Source organism: Synechocystis sp. LEGE 06083 (assembly GCF_015207725.1).
GTDB lineage: Bacteria > Cyanobacteriota > Cyanobacteriia > Cyanobacteriales > Microcystaceae > Synechocystis > Synechocystis salina.
Window position 1 is genome coordinate 1 of record NZ_JADEWJ010000060.1, and the last position, 16,267, is coordinate 16,267.

At 46.5% G+C, this 16,267-nt stretch carries 19 protein-coding genes; 9 read left to right on the forward strand and 10 right to left on the reverse strand.

Features of this window, described 5'->3' with window-relative positions:
* Both IQ219_RS06675 and IQ219_RS06680 read left to right on the forward strand, forming a co-directional pair.
* The coding region (locus tag IQ219_RS06675; RefSeq protein ID WP_194072115.1) for a hypothetical protein at positions 1-261 on the forward strand (261 nt) is incomplete at its 5' end.
* A 26-nt stretch (positions 262-287) separates the two neighbouring features.
* Complete coding sequence (locus IQ219_RS06680) at positions 288-1,058, forward strand: peptidase (protein ID WP_194072116.1); 771 nt, start codon at positions 288-290, stop codon at positions 1,056-1,058.
* Between the two features lies 1 nt (position 1,059).
* On the opposite strand, the gene IQ219_RS06685 is transcribed toward IQ219_RS06680, so the two are convergent.
* Complete coding sequence (locus tag IQ219_RS06685; protein ID WP_194072117.1) at positions 1,060-1,764, reverse strand: carbonic anhydrase; 705 nt, start codon at positions 1,762-1,764, stop codon at positions 1,060-1,062.
* Positions 1,765-2,028: 264 nt separating this feature from the next.
* Here IQ219_RS06685 and purU point away from each other — a divergent pair, with 264 nt between their 5' ends.
* The 4 genes from purU to IQ219_RS06705 all read left to right on the forward strand — a co-directional run bounded on the left by purU (position 2,029) and on the right by IQ219_RS06705 (position 5,940).
* On the forward strand, positions 2,029-2,883 hold the full coding sequence (purU, locus tag IQ219_RS06690; RefSeq protein WP_194072118.1) for a formyltetrahydrofolate deformylase: 855 nt from the start codon (positions 2,029-2,031) through the stop codon (positions 2,881-2,883).
* Between the two features lie 93 nt (positions 2,884-2,976).
* Positions 2,977-3,978, forward strand: coding sequence for a glycosyltransferase (locus IQ219_RS06695; RefSeq protein WP_194021162.1), 1,002 nt, complete (start codon positions 2,977-2,979; stop codon positions 3,976-3,978).
* 21 nt (positions 3,979-3,999) lie between these two features.
* Positions 4,000-5,211, forward strand: coding sequence for a pentapeptide repeat-containing protein (locus IQ219_RS06700; protein ID WP_194021161.1), 1,212 nt, complete (start codon positions 4,000-4,002; stop codon positions 5,209-5,211).
* Between the two features lie 45 nt (positions 5,212-5,256).
* Positions 5,257-5,940, forward strand: coding sequence for a helix-turn-helix domain-containing protein (locus IQ219_RS06705; RefSeq protein ID WP_194072119.1), 684 nt, complete (start codon positions 5,257-5,259; stop codon positions 5,938-5,940).
* Here the strand turns inward: IQ219_RS06705 and IQ219_RS06710 are convergent.
* The 6 genes from IQ219_RS06710 to IQ219_RS06735 all read right to left on the reverse strand — a co-directional run bounded on the left by IQ219_RS06710 (position 5,922) and on the right by IQ219_RS06735 (position 9,836).
* Positions 5,922-6,902, reverse strand: coding sequence for a ribonuclease Z (locus IQ219_RS06710; protein ID WP_194017955.1), 981 nt, complete (start codon positions 6,900-6,902; stop codon positions 5,922-5,924). The genes IQ219_RS06705 and IQ219_RS06710 overlap by 19 nt on opposite strands.
* Positions 6,903-7,057: 155 nt before the next feature.
* Positions 7,058-7,240, reverse strand: a complete 183-nt coding sequence (locus IQ219_RS06715; RefSeq protein ID WP_194072120.1) for a type II toxin-antitoxin system HicA family toxin — start codon at positions 7,238-7,240, stop codon at positions 7,058-7,060.
* Positions 7,237-7,443 (reverse strand): type II toxin-antitoxin system HicB family antitoxin, encoded by a 207-nt coding sequence (locus IQ219_RS06720; RefSeq protein ID WP_194072121.1) that lies wholly within the window; start codon positions 7,441-7,443, stop codon positions 7,237-7,239. The genes IQ219_RS06715 and IQ219_RS06720 overlap by 4 nt, the downstream gene beginning before the upstream one ends.
* Before the next feature lie 110 nt (positions 7,444-7,553).
* Positions 7,554-7,769 (reverse strand): sulfur carrier protein ThiS, encoded by a 216-nt coding sequence (thiS, locus tag IQ219_RS06725; RefSeq protein ID WP_194020306.1) that lies wholly within the window; start codon positions 7,767-7,769, stop codon positions 7,554-7,556.
* An 18-nt stretch (positions 7,770-7,787) separates the two neighbouring features.
* Positions 7,788-8,984: a saccharopine dehydrogenase family protein gene (locus IQ219_RS06730; protein ID WP_194072122.1), complete on the reverse strand. Its 1,197-nt coding sequence runs from the start codon at positions 8,982-8,984 to the stop codon at positions 7,788-7,790.
* A 48-nt stretch (positions 8,985-9,032) separates the two neighbouring features.
* The gene (locus IQ219_RS06735) at positions 9,033-9,836 is read right to left on the reverse strand and encodes an alpha/beta fold hydrolase (protein ID WP_194072123.1); all 804 of its coding nucleotides are present in this window, start codon (positions 9,834-9,836) and stop codon (positions 9,033-9,035) included.
* A 54-nt stretch (positions 9,837-9,890) separates the two neighbouring features.
* On the opposite strand from IQ219_RS06735, the gene sixA reads away from it, so the two are divergent.
* From sixA to IQ219_RS06750, 3 genes are all read left to right on the forward strand, one after another.
* Positions 9,891-10,385 (forward strand): phosphohistidine phosphatase SixA, encoded by a 495-nt coding sequence (gene sixA / locus IQ219_RS06740; protein WP_194072124.1) that lies wholly within the window; start codon positions 9,891-9,893, stop codon positions 10,383-10,385.
* Between the two features lie 183 nt (positions 10,386-10,568).
* On the forward strand, positions 10,569-11,762 hold the full coding sequence (locus IQ219_RS06745; RefSeq protein ID WP_194020302.1) for a citrate synthase: 1,194 nt from the start codon (positions 10,569-10,571) through the stop codon (positions 11,760-11,762).
* Positions 11,763-11,884: 122 nt separating this feature from the next.
* Positions 11,885-13,054, forward strand: coding sequence for a pyridoxal phosphate-dependent aminotransferase (locus tag IQ219_RS06750; protein ID WP_194072125.1), 1,170 nt, complete (start codon positions 11,885-11,887; stop codon positions 13,052-13,054).
* 53 nt (positions 13,055-13,107) lie between these two features.
* On the opposite strand, the gene IQ219_RS06755 is transcribed toward IQ219_RS06750, so the two are convergent.
* The 3 genes from IQ219_RS06755 to IQ219_RS06765 all read right to left on the reverse strand — a co-directional run.
* Positions 13,108-14,661: a S8 family serine peptidase gene (locus IQ219_RS06755; protein WP_228016764.1), complete on the reverse strand. Its 1,554-nt coding sequence runs from the start codon at positions 14,659-14,661 to the stop codon at positions 13,108-13,110.
* Between the two features lie 125 nt (positions 14,662-14,786).
* A complete protein-coding gene (locus IQ219_RS06760; RefSeq protein WP_194072126.1) occupies positions 14,787-15,386 on the reverse strand; it encodes a Uma2 family endonuclease in 600 nt (199 codons plus the stop codon).
* A gap of 170 nt (positions 15,387-15,556) precedes the next feature.
* The coding region (locus tag IQ219_RS06765) for a thiamine pyrophosphate-dependent enzyme (RefSeq protein WP_228016765.1) at positions 15,557-16,267 on the reverse strand (711 nt) is incomplete at its 5' end.

The following is a 16,267-nucleotide window of genomic DNA, read 5'->3' on the forward strand; positions in this document are numbered from 1 at the left end:
TCCAAGCTACGGTTCTACTGGCATCAATTGCAACGCAAGCAAGGCCATCCCCTGCTGTTGTTATTTGAACAGTTGAGTCCCTCCCCCCTAGGTCTCGAACAACTTTGGCAGCAGTTGGCCACCTTCCATGGCCCGATCGCCATTTTGGGAGTGACACCGGCCCCGAAAACTGTGGTGTTGCCCTATTTTCAGTTGCGGGAATCCCAAACTACGGCGGGGGAAATTGTCGCTTGGTTGCAAAATTGTCTCACCTCCACTTGAAATCTTGAAATCATTACACTTTGGCTATGACCTATTGTTTGGGTTTAATTAATCGTTTTGGCATGGTCATGGGGGCAGATTCCCGCACCAATGCTGGAGTGGATTACACTTCCGCCTACAGGAAATTATTTAATTATTCCCTCCCCGGCGATCGGATTTTAATTCTTTGCACCTCCGGCAACTTAGCCATTACCCAGGCCGTACTCCATCAGATTGACCGGGATATTCAGCGGGACGACGGTGAACATCTCCATAACATTGCCACTATGCACGAAGTTGCCACCTACATCGGTGGTAAAGTGCGGGAAATGCAGGAAAAAGACCGACCCTGGCTGGAAAAAGACGGCATTGATTTTCAGTGTAATTTTCTCTTGGGTGGACAAATTAAGGGGGAACCCCACCAGGAATTGTACTTAATTTATCCCCAGGGCAATTTCATCCAAGCCACCAAGGAAACCCCCTTCCTACAAATTGGCGAAACTAAGTACGGCAAGCCGTTGCTGGACCGCACCATCACCTATGATACTCCTCTGGAAGCCATGGCCAAATGTGCCTTGCTTTCCATTGACTCCACTATGAAGTCGAATATTTCCGTTGGCCCTCCCATTAATCTGACCATGGTGGAAGCCAATCATTTCTCTGTGCGCCACACCCTGCAACTGCGCCTGGGGGATCCCTACCTCGCTAAAATGCGTAGTCTGTGGGAATCCTATGTGCGCCAAGCCTTTGAGTCCATGCCCAATGTGGAATGGGAAGCCAACCAAATCGATTCCGGCGAGGATGTCTTGATTGATTGAACTACAACAGCGTTACAAGACCGGAGCCCAGATTATAGTAAGCACCAACTATCGTCAGCTTTTCTTCAGCCATCAATTCGCTTAGCACCGAGGATTGTTTTAGCACTGCCATTTGGTGTTCAACATTGGCTTTGGTGGCCATGGCCACACTGGCGGCATTGCTGCTGTCATCGGTAACAGAGCCGATATCAATTTTTTTAATCACACTGCCAATTTGCCCCGGTAATTCACCCCCATCCATGGCCGCTTTCACCGCCCCACAACCCTGGTGTCCTAAAACCATCAACACCTTTGCTCCTAAAACCAAAGTGCCAAATTCCAGGCTTCCCACTTCTTGAGGAGTAGCCACGTTGCCAGCAATGCGACAGATGAATAAATCTCCCAAACCCTGATCAAAAATAATTTCTGGTGGCACTCGGGAATCAGCGCAACTGAGGATAGCAGCAAAAGGATTTTGACCTTGGGCCACTTCTGTCAGACGGTTAAAATCCTGGTTAGCTTTCAGTCTTCTTTGTTCACTAAAACGCCCGTTGCCCTCCATCAATTGATTTAAGAGTTCCTGGGGAGTTTGATTAATGGTCTGGGCTTGCACCTTGGGGTTACTAACAATTTGATTGCCCAGCACGGTAGCCATCAAGCTAGTGCCGAGGAAAGCTCCGCCGTATTGGATTAACTGACGGCGATCGATGGGGGGAATTGGGCTCATGGCTGGTACTTGAGGGAATGATTAGCGCAATGGAAAGTTCTGCTTAATTTTCTCGTCTTTTCCATCCCATCACCGGACTCTCCAGCAAGGGAGAATTAGTTAAGCATATAGGAGAATAACGAAGAAAAACCGAGCAATTTCGACTAAGGGAAAATTTCTTAGCCCTCCCCATCATAATCACAAACACCTTTGGAGGTCAGTAGATGGGAAAATAGCGGAGTGGACTGTGTGTAATGTTCCTAAGGCTGTATTTTATTGTCTTTAATGCAAAATCTCACTGCAACACTGCTTGTTTCCTGTCCTGACCAACCGGGCATTGTGGCCCAAATTGCTCAATTTATTTACCAAAACCAGGGCAATATTATCCACGCCGACCAGCATACGGACTTCTCCAGTGGGCTTTTTTTGAATCGGGTGGAGTGGCAGTTGGACAATTTTCGGCTATCCCGTCCGGAGTTGTTATGCGCTTGGTCCCAATTGGCTGGGCAACTCCAGGCCACTTGGCAAATTCATTTCTCTGACCAGTTGCCCCGTTTAGCCCTCTGGGTTTCTAAACAAGACCATTGTCTGCTCGATATTCTCTGGCGCTGGCGATCGGGGGAGTTGCGTTGTGAAATTCCCCTCATTATTAGTAATCATCCTGACTTGAAACCCATTGCCGACCAATTTGGCATTGATTTCCATTGTTTACCTATTACGAAAGAGAATAAATTAGCCCAGGAAACGGCAGAATTGGCCCTGTTGAAACAGTATCAAATTGATCTGGTGGTGTTGGCAAAATATCTACAGATTTTAACCACCGATTTTGTGGGTAAATTTCCCAATATTATTAATATTCACCACTCTTTTTTACCTGCCTTCCCTGGGGCAAATCCCTACCATCGAGCCCATGAACGGGGAGTAAAAATCATTGGAGCCACCGCCCATTATGCAACTGCCCAATTGGATGAAGGCCCGATTATTGAACAGGACGTGGTAAGGGTTAGTCATCGGGATAATGTGGAGGATTTAATCCGTAAGGGTCGAGATTTGGAAAGGGTGGTATTGGCTAGGGCCGTGCGCTTACATTTGCAACACCGAATTCTTGTTTACGATAATCGCACTGTGGTATTTGCTTAAATTAACATCCCTTCAGAGTGACAATTGCAATTAAATCAAGTAACACCACTCCATTAACTTATACAAATTTTTATATTTTTAATTTAAATTTCAATGCGTAAACTTTACTTTTTATTACCAGGATTAGGTGGTAAATTTGCCTGTGGTGGTCTGTGGGCAGAATTAAAAACCATCAAGCTGGTGCAAGAAATTTGTCCAGCAACTATTGTTACTTATAAACAGCGAGAACCAAACACACTTTTTTTAGATGATATCCTAGCTCAAGGAAATCTAGGCCAAGTCATTTTTGTGATTAGTTGGGGCTTTGACATTCCAAAATTGGCAAAAAAATTGCAGGGTTATCGGGTAATTTACCACGCCCACAGCACTGGCTATGGTTTTAATTTACCCACCGCTTTGCCCATTGTTTGCATTAGTCGTAACACCATGGGTTATTGGGGGCAACGATCGCCTCATTCCTTGTTGTATTATTTGCCCAACCATATTTCTGAAGACTTTAGTGATTTGGGACTAACTCGAGACATTGATGTATTAGTGCAAGCCCGTAAATCGTCCCACTATTTATTAAAACAATTAATTCCTGCTTTACAAAGTCAATGTAATGTAAAAGTAATCGACAGTTACGTCGAAGATTTAACAGGAATGTTTAACCGAGCAAAAGTGTATCTTTACGATTCGGCAGAATATTGGGCCCAACAGGGAGTAAGTGAAGGTTTTGGCCTACAACCAATGGAAGCCATGGCCTGTGGCTGTCATGTTTTTTCCAGCGTTAATGGGGGACTATCCGACTATCTAGACCCTGGGTTTAATTGTGAAAAAATTGCTGGCTATGCCCTAAATTATGATTGCCAAAGAATTTTAGGTGTGGTGAACGGTTCTAGGCAATGGCGTAGGGTAGATCCTGGTTTGTTGGTGGAGTACCGTCGGGAAAATATTTTGGAACGGTTAAGAATAATTTTATTGGATATTAACGAATTTTTTGACTATCATCCTAGTTTTAATCAAACCATCGAGCCTTTAACTCGCAGGAGAATTATGACTTTAAAGTTCCAAACTTTGATCAAAAAAATCAGTAAAAAGCTTGGTAAATCGTAAAAACAACTAATTTTTAAAATTATGAAATTAACGATTAGCACAAATGAATTTTATCGAATCATTGAATCCAATATTGTTGACCCCAAAAACAATGAAGAATTGAGTTTACTAATTAATGCAGATTTGAGTAAGATTCAATTTAAAGAACATGGACATATTTATAATTTAAATTTATCAAGATCATGTTTTGATAATGTAGATTTATACAATGTAGAAATTCACAAATGTAACTTGTCTGGAGCATCCCTAAGACAGGTTAATCTAAGTCGCTCAAAGATTAGCCATGTAAACTTCACTGATACGGATTTGTCTGGAGCAAATTTAGCTTATGTGAAGTTTAGTCAATGTATTTTTAAAAACACAAATTTTGAAAATGCTAATATGGAAGGAGTTGATTTTGATAGCATTGGATTTCAATCAAGAGATAAGTTTATTAAAATAGAAAATGCTAAGTTTGACGGTGCTATTCTTAAAAAAGCTAATTTAAGGGGATATAATCCCAAGTATTCAAAATCTTGTCTAGACCTTACAACATCATCTCTAAAAAACGTAGATTTAGTCGGAGCACTGTACGATTTACACACAATTTTCCCCAGCGACATTAATCCCCAAAAGCAAGGAGCACTGTTAATTACACCTGGAGTTTCACTAGAAAATATGGATCTGAGTTTTACAAATCTTTATAGAGCCAATCTTAGTGGGGCCAATCTTAAAAAGGCAAATTTGACGGGGGCAATGATATGTTCAGCAAATATGAGTGGCACCAATTTATCTGAAGCAATTATTTGTTATGAAAAAAGTAGGTTTGATAAAGATTTGTATGCAAACCTTAAGTTAAGCCACTCCAATTTACAAAATGCCACGATTGTAGGTATCAAACCGGACAATACTTTAATGTATATGGATGGTGCTGATTTTAGAAAAGCTAAGTTAATTGATTGTGGTTTTACCTACATGGAGCTTAACGGAGCCTTGTTTGCAAACTCAGTTTTAAATGGTTTTGATTTTAACAACAGTAAACTCAGGGGAGCAGACTTTTGTAATGCAAGTTTAAGGGGATGTGATTTTTCATCAGCAGATTTGCGAGGGGCTAATTTTGATGGTGCTGATCTCAGTGGTGCAAATCTAAAATTTAGTCAACTAAACAGCACTGATTTATCTAAAGCAAACATAAATGGCGTAAATTTCCAAGGTGCTCAGTTGGAAGGAGCAAAAATGCCACCTTCTGAATAAAAGACAACTTATTTAAATTTTTTTTATCTGTTGCAATACTTCCCTATGGCTAATATTCCTTACCGAGAAAATTTACGGCAACTTTATCAGCAAGCGGGTTATCCTTCCCTTCCTAAACTGGCAGAAGCGGCAGAGATTTCGAGCTGGTATCTTTCCCGTTTAGAGTGGGGTCTGATAGCCCAAATTCCCCTGGGCATTATGGTCAAATTGGCGATCGCCTTGGGTTTGACCCTAGAAGAACTGTGGCAACAGTTGGGGGGAACCATGCCCTTACCGGAACCTCAAACCAATCAGCCCTCGGCAGATGAAATTTTGTCTTTACAGCGAACCATTGAAGCTTTAGAAACTGAATATGCCAGACTACAACAGCAATTGAATAACCAATCCCAGCAACTAGAAAGTCAATGGCAACAGCAAGCCCTGGAAATTCTTGAACCCTGGTTACTGCAATGGCCTACCGCCGCCGCCGCCGCCCAACAAAATCCCCAATGGCCAGCCCAAAAGCTTTTGCCCCTCACTAAACCCATCGCTACCCTACTCCAACAATGGCAAGTAGAGGCGATCGCCGCTGTGGGGGAAATGGTACCCTACGATCCCCAGTGCCATGAATTTATCGGTCCGGGGCCAGGTCCCGAAATCGGGACAATGGTGGTGGTGCGTTACGTGGGTTATCGTCGCAACGACGCTTTACTATATCGAGCCAAAGTTGGTTATGCAGGGGATGGCTGAGGGACTGACATTGCCGTGACGGACTCGGCTTTTCGACGGGGAATTTCCAGCGTTAAAAAATCCCTGGCCAAACGGGTATTGGGAAAAATGGCTTGGGCTTCCGCTAGTAAATTTTCCAATTGCAAGGGATTGCCGGGGGCATAGCGGGGACTAAAGTGGGTCATGATCAACTGCTTGACATTGGCCAATAAGGCCACCTGGGCCGCCATGGTGGAAGTGGAATGGAGCCGGTCAAAGGCCAATTGGGCGTCTTGATGGGCAAAAGTGGCCTCATGCACCAACAAATCTGCATCCTGGGCCAAGGCGATCGCCCCTTCACAGAAAACCGTATCAGTACAATAAACAAATTTCCGACCCGGTTCCGGCGGTTCACAAAGCTCCTGACCACGAATGCGGCGGCCGTCCTCAAGGGTGACGGTTTTCCCTTGTTTTAACTGACCGTAAATGGGACCAAAGGGAATGCCCAAAGCCTCCGCTTGCTCCACATTAAATCTTCCCGGCCGTTGTTTTTCCTCCACCCGGTAACCATAGGCAGGAATGCGATGTTTTAATAGGCCGCAGTGGACTTGGAAGTCCTTATCTTCGTAAATTAGCCCATTTTTCCGGATAGTATGGACTTTGAGGCGTTTGCCCAGATGGGTGCTAGAAAAACGGCAACAGGCTTCTAAATAATCCCCTAAGCCCTCCGGCCCGTAAAGTTCAATCCCTTGCCCCGAACCAGCTAAACCGGAGCTTGCCAATAAGCCCATGAGCCCAAAAATATGGTCCCCGTGGAGATGGGTAATGAAAATGCGGGTTAATTGGGAAATTTTGACTTCACTGCGCAAAAACTGGTGTTGGGTGCCTTCTCCGCAATCAAATAACCACAATTCAGCCCTTTGGGGTAAACGGAGGGCAATGCTGGAAACATTGCGGTTGCGGGTGGGAACGCCAGAGCTGGTACCAAGAAAAGTAATTTCCACAGAAAAAGTGCTTACAAAGAAAGTTTGGGGCTAAGAACCATTCTAGGCGGTGCCATACCCCTACCAATTAAAAGCTAGCCACCCCCCACAATGGTAATCACTTCTAGGCGATCATCCTACAGAAGATTGATAAATTCATCCACACTTAAATCAATTTACCGCAAAATCCCTCGCAAGGTTCCTTTGGCCAAGGCAGGATGATCGGGCACGACAATTTGGGCAAAGGGGTCATCCCTTCTCAGAATTATGTGGCTACTTTCTCGTCTTTTTAGATAAAATCCAATTTTCTCCAAAGCTTTTACACAGGCTTTACCCGAGACGCTGGGAAGCTTACTCATAGAACAACAAGAAAGGTCTCAAATGTTTCTTCTGGTATGGGCAAACCATCTTCTTCTAGGGCTGAAATATGACCAGAAATAGCCTCTTTAATGTTTTTTAAAGCAATTTCTTTCGTTTCTCCCTGGCTGATACAGCCTTTTAAACTAGGACATTCAGCGATCCAATAGTTATCTTCATCTTTATAGGTAATAACTTGTCTCATAAAGTTTTCTCAGATTAAAAACCTAGGATGGTCCAAAGGAATCTTGCCAAAGTTTCTTGGATAACGATTACTAAAACTATCAGTAACTTTGCTTGAGTTTTATGGAAGCTTTAGCCACCCCCCACAATGGTAACCACTTCTAGGCGATCGCCGTTTTGCAGTTGGGTTTCGGGCCAAAACTGTCGATGGAGAATTTCACCGTTATATTCCACCGCAATTAAACGGAGGTTAAACCCTTGATTTTGCAGAAAATTGGGCAATGTGACCGGGCTAGCAGCCACTTGACGATCGCCGTTGACGAGGAGGGTAATGGGATCAGAAGTCATCGAAAATTGCTTTAAAAACTAGTCATCAAAAGGAAAAGGGCCGTTAATCACTTCATGCCAGGGCAAGCCGAGGGAACCGAGTTTTTCCAGAAACGGATCGGGGTCCATTTCTTCCACATTGAAAACCCCAGCTTGTTTCCATTTGCCCTGTACCATCATCAGTCCCCCTAGGGCGGCGGGCACCCCGGTGGTGTAGGAAATGGCTTGGGAGCCAACTTCGGTAAAGCAGGCAGCATGGTCACAATTGTTATAGATGTAATAGGTTTTGGTTTGACCATCCTTAACCCCCTTTATATAACAACCAATGGAGGTTTGGCCTGAATAATTTTCTGCCAAGGAAGCGGGCTCTGGTAACACAGCCTTCAGGAACTGCAACGGTACAATTTTTTGCCCCTGGTATTTCACTTCATCAATGCGGGTCATGCCCACCGCCTCCAGCACCCGCAAATGGGTAATGTAAGCTTCTGAAAAAGTCATCCAAAAGCGGGCCCTTTTCAGGGTGGGAATATTTTTCACCAGGGATTCCAACTCCTCGTGGTAGAGCAAATAGGAAGGGCGATCGCCAATGTGGGGATAGTTAATATCCCGGTGCACAGAAAGGGGATCAATTTCCTGCCAAACGCCATCTTCGTAATAACGACCCTTTTGGGTAATTTCCCGAATGTTAATCTCCGGGTTGAAATTGGTGGCAAAGGCCTGGCCATGGCTACCCGCATTACAATCCACAATGTCCAAGTAATGGATTTCATCAAAATGGTGCTTGAGGGCATAGGCGGTAAAAATCCCCGTTACCCCTGGGTCAAAACCACAGCCCAACAGGGCCATTAACCCCGCTTCCTTGAATTGATCTTGGTAAGCCCACTGCCAACTGTATTCAAACTTAGCTACGTCTGGGGGCTCATAGTTAGCAGTGTCGAGGTAATCCACCCCCGCTTCCAGGCAAGCATCCATCAGCACCAAATCTTGGTAAGGCAAGGCCACGTTAATGAGCAAATCCGCCCCAAAGTCCCGCAGGAGTTGCACCGTGTCACTGACCTGAAAAGCATCCAGTGCGGCAGTTTTAACCTTCGGGGAGCCAATGTGGGCCGCAATTTGGTCACATTTAGCCACCGTACGACTGGCCAAAAGAATCTCAGTAAAATCCTCCAGGGCCGCACATTTATGGGCCACCACACTGCCCACACCTCCGGCGCCCACAATCATCACTTTTGCCATGGTTAAACCCTCCAGTGCCCCAAATGTTGTCCGAAAAAATCTTAGCAGTTAAACAAATCCATGTTCAGCCAAATAACTGGTGATCGCCTTGATAATTTCTGTGGGGTTGGCCAGGTGGGGAAAATGACCAGGGGTATCAATCCAATAAAGCTCACTGTTTTTCATGGTCCGGTAAAGATAGGCCCCCACTGTGGCTGGGACAAATATGTCTTCCTGGGGTTGCACAATCAAAGTGGGTAGTTCCACTTGAGCCACTTCCCGACGGTAATCGGACATGATGATGAGGCTAAACACCACCAGGCCAATGTCAGGACGCAGTTGCAGAAGACAATGGGAAAATTCTTCCACCAATTCCGGCTTGTTGGGATCATTAACCGCCGCCGGAGCATAGGTGCGAATCCACTCGGCATAGTTATGACTCATTTCATTGAGGATTGTGGCAATTTTTTCCTGGCTAAAACCGCCCTTATAATCCCCATCATCCCGATAGCGGGGAGAACCGCAGATGAAAACCATGCCCTTAAATAAATCCGGATCCCGCAAATTGGCCAGGGCCCCGATCATGCAACTAGCGGAGTGGGCAATTAAAATCCCCCGACGCACCCCAACCAGGTGGGTTATCTCCATCAAATCATCGGCATAATCATTGAGGGAATTGTAATTCTGAATATCAAAATTTTTGCTGTTAGAAGGTTTGCTACCAGGAAAGTCAAATAAAACAATGCGATAATTTTCTTCGAAGGCCGGATAGATAAATCGCCAGGCGTTTTGTTCGCTGCCAAAACCATGGGCAAAAACTAAAGTTTCCTCGGAGTTAACATTGCCTAACACCTGGATGTTGTATTTTTCCATACTGAAGTTTTCCGGTTCATCGCACTCGACTCCCCTATTCTATCGATCATATCCATGGAACTTTACCTTATTCGCCACGGCATTGCCCAGGAACAGTCCCCCACTATCCCCGACGGCGATCGCCAGTTGACTAAAAAAGGTAAAGACAAAACCCAACGGGTGGCCCAGCGCCTCCAAGCGATCGGAGTGGAATTTGACCTCATTCTCACTAGTCCTTTAGTACGAGCCCAGCAGACAGCACAGATCTTGATGGACCAGGGCCTTGCCCCCCAACTGGAAAGTTTTTCCCCCCTCGCCCCTGGAGAAGACATTCCCCAAGGCATAGCCCATTTGACCGCAGAATATCGTCACCGCAGTCACCGTTGCCTTGCCCTAGTGGGCCATCAGCCGGATTTAGCCAACTGGGCCGAATATCTCATTTTTGGTAGCCCCCAAGGCAAATTAATTGTTAAAAAAGCTGGCATTATTGGTTTAACGTTGCCCTCTTGGGACTGTCCACCAGGTGAGGGGCAACTGTTTTTACTCACTCCTCCCCGTTGGCTGGTCTAAATCTAGCCCACAGTGGATCGGAGCTTGCCGGGCCAGTAACGGGCTCAATCCAGGAGTAGGAGTAAATTTCCAGAATTCCTTCAGATTCCTTAATATGGATATGGGGGCAGGCTGGCCCAGGCCGGCAAAATTTTTTCTCAATCCGAATCTAAGCAACAACAGTAGTGGCATTGTCCGTTATAGGTGAACTGTATGATGACTGATAGCGAAGTGTTTAAAGAAGGCCTAGCCGGAGTCCCCGCTGCTAAATCTAGGGTGAGCCACGTGGATGGCACCGACGGTATTTTGGAATACCGGGGCATTCGCATCGAAGAATTAGCCAAATCCAGTAGTTTTATTGAAGTAGCCTATCTGCTCATCTGGGGCAAATTGCCTACCCAGGGGGAGTTAGAGGAATTCGAGTACGAAATTCGTACCCATCGACGCATTAAGTACCATATCCGGGACATGATGAAATGCTTTCCCGAAACAGGGCACCCCATGGATGCTCTACAAACTTCAGCGGCGGCCTTGGGATTGTTCTATGCTCGACGGGCCTTGGACGACCCCAACTATATCCGGGCAGCAGTAGTACGTCTGTTGGCCAAAATCCCCACCATGGTGGCAGCTTTCCATATGATCCGGGAAGGCAATGATCCAATTCAGCCCAACGATAAATTGGACTACGCTTCCAACTTCCTTTATATGCTGACGGAGAAGGAGCCCGATCCTTTTGCCGCCAAGGTGTTTGACGTGTGTTTGACCCTCCATGCGGAGCACACCATGAATGCCTCCACTTTTTCGGCCCGGGTGACGGCTTCCACTCTGACGGATCCCTATGCTGTCATTGCTTCGGCGGTGGGGACATTGGCGGGGCCTCTCCACGGAGGAGCCAACGAGGAAGTGCTGAATATGCTCGAAGAAATTGGTTCGGTGGAAAATGTCCGGCCCTATGTGGAAAAATGCCTGGCCAATAAACAGCGCATCATGGGCTTTGGGCACCGGGTCTATAAAGTCAAGGACCCCCGGGCAATTATTTTGCAGGATTTGGCTGAGCAGCTATTTGCCAAAATGGGCCACGACGAGTATTACGAAATAGCGGTGGAGTTAGAAAAAGTTGTGGAAGAATACGTCGGCCAAAAGGGCATTTACCCCAATGTGGACTTCTACTCCGGTTTGGTTTACCGCAAGCTAGACATTCCTTCTGACCTGTTTACGCCCCTATTTGCGATCGCCAGGGTGGCGGGGTGGTTGGCCCATTGGAAGGAACAATTATCCGTCAATAAAATCTACCGTCCTACCCAAATTTACATCGGCGACCATAACTTATCTTATGTTCCCATGACAGAACGGGTGGTTTCCGTGGCCCGCAATGAAGACCCCAATGCGATTATTTAAACTGAGCTTAATCTTGTTTAACTAAATCGACTCAATTCCAGTTCCCTTGCTGGGGTTGAAATCCTTTGTCTGAATAGCCTTAGCCGTTTTTTGCTGTTGTTTACCCCAGGGATGTTTTGATTATGCAACTAACCCAGCGTGTTAGCCAAGTTGTGCCTTCCATCACCCTTGAAATCACGGCAAAGGCCAAGGCAATGCGGGCCGAGGGTGTTGATGTGCTGAGCTTCACTGCGGGGGAGCCGGATTTTGCCACTCCTCCCCACATTGTGGAAGCGGCCAAGTTGGCCCTGGATGAGGGAAAAACCCGCTATGGCCCCGCCGCTGGGGAACCGGCCCTCCGTCAGGCGATCGCCAAAAAGTTACGGGAAAAGAATAACTTGCTCTATGAAGCGGCCAACGTTTTAGTTACCAATGGCGGTAAACATTCCTTGTTTAACTTGATGCTGGCCATGATTGAGCAGGGGGATGAGGTCATTATTCCCGCTCCCTATTGGCTCAGCTATCCAGAAATGGTGCGCCTAGCGGAGGGAACTCCAGTCATTGTCAACACCACAGCGGCAACGGATTATAAAATCACCCCGGAACAACTGCGCCAGGCCATCACCCCGAAAAGCAAGCTTTTTGTGCTTAATTCCCCCTCCAATCCCACCGGGGCAGTCTATACCCCTGGGGAAATTAGGGCTTTGGCAGAAGTAATTTTAGAGTACGACCATTTGTATGTAGTATCCGATGAGATCTATGAGCGCATCCTCTACGACGGCACGGAACACCTCAGCATTGGGGCGGTCAACGACGAAATTTTCCGGCGCACCATCATCAGCAATGGTTTTGCCAAAAGTTATTCCATGACCGGTTGGCGGGTGGGTTACTTAGCAGGGGAATTACCCTTGATCAAGGCCTGCAGCACCATCCAGGGCCATAGCACTTCCAACGTTTGTACCTTTGCTCAGTACGGGGCGATCGCCGCTCTGGAAAATCCCCAAACCTGTGTGGAAACCATGGTCAAGGCTTTTACAGAAAGAAGACAGGTGATGGTGGAGGGGATTAATCAAATTGCGGGGCTAAGTTGTCCTAACCCCAAAGGAGCATTTTATGTTTTTGTAGACATTGCCAAAACAGGGCTTAATTCCCTGGAGTTCAGTGCCCAGTTGTTGGAATCTCAACAGGTGGCGGTGATCCCTGGAGTTGCCTTTGGAGCCGATGACTGCGTTCGTTTTTCCTATGCTACTGATATGGACACCATTAAATGGGGTTTGGCTAAATTGGGAGAATTTGTCAGCACCTTGGTGTGATTGCCCCCAAAATTTTGCTGGTTAAAGATATTTACCCATGGCCAAGAGTTCTTTCAATTGGTAACAGTCCACCAGCTCAGGGCATATTTTTCTGGTCGAGCCATGGCTCCACCGCCCTGGTGTTTGACTTGAATGGTGTAATTGCCAGTGGTAGCAATGGGACAAAGAAAATGTTCCACATTATCGACTTTGCTTTGGGATGCACAAACCACCGAGCCATTATTGTCTTGGGAAACCATTAATAAGTCTAGGTTGCTTAAAGGCTGGCCCTGAAAACTTTCCCCCAGGTCGTATTGTTGATTACCATTGGTATCCAACAATTGCACTGGTCTTTCCCACACGAGGGTGGCGCTAGCAAACTCTCCTCCTTTAAGGGGTTGGGATAGGTCGTAACTAATGATTTGACCCGGTTGAATTTCTCCATAATCCCAGGCGATCGCCGGGAGATAATTTTCTCCAGGCCCATAGGCTCCAGACTGGAATTGTTCTAGGGCTCGGCGGGCGTTGAGTTGACCAGCCCCCATTTCCAAATCCAACGGCAGGGTAGGATCTCGGTAGGCTTCCGTGGCCAGCCAATCGCGGTTTTTACTGCTGTAGAGGTTATAATCCGTGCCCAAACCAGCGTTGCGAATTTTTACCGCTGAGTTGAGTAATACGGCTTTCATCACCATGGGTCTGCGGGCATCTAAATTCCAGCGGCTACCATTGGGATTAGTTAATAACTGGAGATCGCCAAATTCTTGTAACAAAGCAACAGTTCCGGTTACTAAAGGAGCGGCAAAACTACTACCACTGACCCATTCCACCCGACCGTTGATGTCATATAAATAAAAATCACTACCCGGAGCCACTAAGCTCACCCCCCGGCGCCCCCCCTGATTGATTTCCCGTGCCACTATTCTTTTGCCCATGCCTTCCGGTTCCCGACTTAAATTCGTAAAGGCCATGCGGTCATAACGGCCTTGGCGATCGGGGGACTGAACAGTGTAGGCGACGGTAATACCGTTGTAGTTGTCCGTGGGAATGGCGATGCCCCCTGTACCCTGATTGCCCGCCACCACAAAGAGTAGGTTTTGTTGTTGGGTCAGCCAGTCCAAACACAAAGTTAACAACGCATTGCCATCCAACTGGGGATTTCCCCTAGTGTCCCGTTCCAACGACTCCCCATAGCTCAAATTGACTGCCCGGAGATTGCCCCCATCTTGACGACTAACAAATTGTCCGGCCAAGCACTGCTGGGGTTGTAGATTTTCGGCTAGCGGCCCCATGGCCGTGGCATAAAGCCGAGCCTCCGGTGCCACCCCTGGAAAACGTTTATCCTGGCTAAGCATGGCCTGGGCCACCATACCGGCGTGACTATCGAAAAAGCGATTGCGGGGGGAAATTTGATTGAGGTGAAATACCCCCACCAAAGCATAGGGAGGCTGCCAACTGCCCAACTTATCCCAAAGATATTGCACTGGCCGACCCATTTCCATCTGGCCAATGGCTATCTTACGACCAGTTAGACCATGAGGATACTGATTTAAAGACTCACTTTCAATGCCTTTTTCGGTGAGATAACTAGGGTAAACTTCATTGGCACAGACAGAGCTGGCTAACAGCATTCCCTGGCAAAGGATTGCAAAATGGAGCGCCAATATTTTCTTAATTGACCGAGTTTGGTTCAATCGATGACTGCAATTATGTTGGAGCAAAGTTTCCTGCCATTGGGTCAAAGTAATATTCGCAATTAGCGGGAAAATTTTAACCAAGAAAAGATTTGCTCCGTGGTTAGTTGTAAATCTAAACCGGACAGCACAGGTAAAATTTCTTGGCCATTATTAATCTCTGGATCATCGCTCAGATAACACTGGGGTGCTTGCTGGGATAGAAGAACTAAAATAGATCGTTCTTCCGGATTAATCAGCCAGCCCAACTCACTACCCTGCTCTAAACAATAGAGAATATTTTTCATCACCTTGGCTAAACTTTGTTGGGGAGAAAGGATTTCAATCACCCAATCCGGTGCAAAACTAATTGCTTGATTTTCCAGCTCTCCGGAATCATTAATCGGCAGACGCTCCCAACCTAAAACTACAATATCCAGCACTATTGATCTTTCAGTCAAATTACACCGTAGTTCAGTGAAAGCCAAAACATTTTTGTTACTTTCTCCTGCTAAATCGATCATGCTAGCTAGTTTTAGTTGCAGTCGGCTATGGAAAGTCTTAGGCATTGGTTTTTGCGCAATGGTTCCGTTTACGTATTCCCACGCTGGTGAGTCGTCAATATAGGGCAATGCCAAAAAGTCGGCTATGGTTAGGGTTGGGTTGGGGCTAGAAGCAAGCATAGTTACTTTCTCCAAGGGTTTAGCAATGGTTACGCTATTGTAGTCAGACTATTGAAAAAAACATTGATTGAGGTACTGGAATAACAACAAAAAAGGCAGGAGAAAAGTAATTACCAAAATTTTCCCTGCCATATTCTTGATGATTCTGTCACTGGTCTGCTTCCAGTTAGTTAGAGTTTGGCTCCACAACCGGAACAGAAGCGATGGGTGATGAAATTTTGGGTCTGGCAATGGTTGCACTCCACCATCTGGGGACCATTGTCTCGCACTGGTACTTCCGGTAAGCCTAGCATTTGGGCATTACTCATGCCGGGGGCAATCATGGGGTAACAGTTTTCATCTTTTTTGACTACCACATCCATTACCACAGGGCCATTGTGGGCTAGCATTTCGGCGATCGCCGGAGCCAAATCTTCCCGCTTACGGACAGTGATTCCCTTGATGCCATAGGCTTCACAGAGGAGATTAATATCTGGCATTCCCTGGGACATATTGGACGCAGAATAGCGCTCTTCATAGAAGGTTTGTTGCCACTGACGCACCATTCCCTGCCAACCGTTATTAAGAATAATAGTTTTAACCTGGATGTCGTACTGGGCTAAGGTCCCTAACTCCTGGAGATTCATTTGGAAACTGGCATCTCCACTGATGCAAATGACGGCTTCCTCCCCCACTCCCACTTTGGCTCCCATGGCGGCCGGTAAGCCGAAACCCATGGTGCCCAAACCAGCACTGGAAATCCACCGCCGGGGCCCATTGTTCAAAAACTGGGCTGCCCACATTTGGTGCTGTCCCACATCGGTGGTGTAGTAGGCATCGGGGGCCTGGCGACCAATTTCGTGTACTACCTCCTGGGGCGCAATGGTATCTTCATAGTGGGG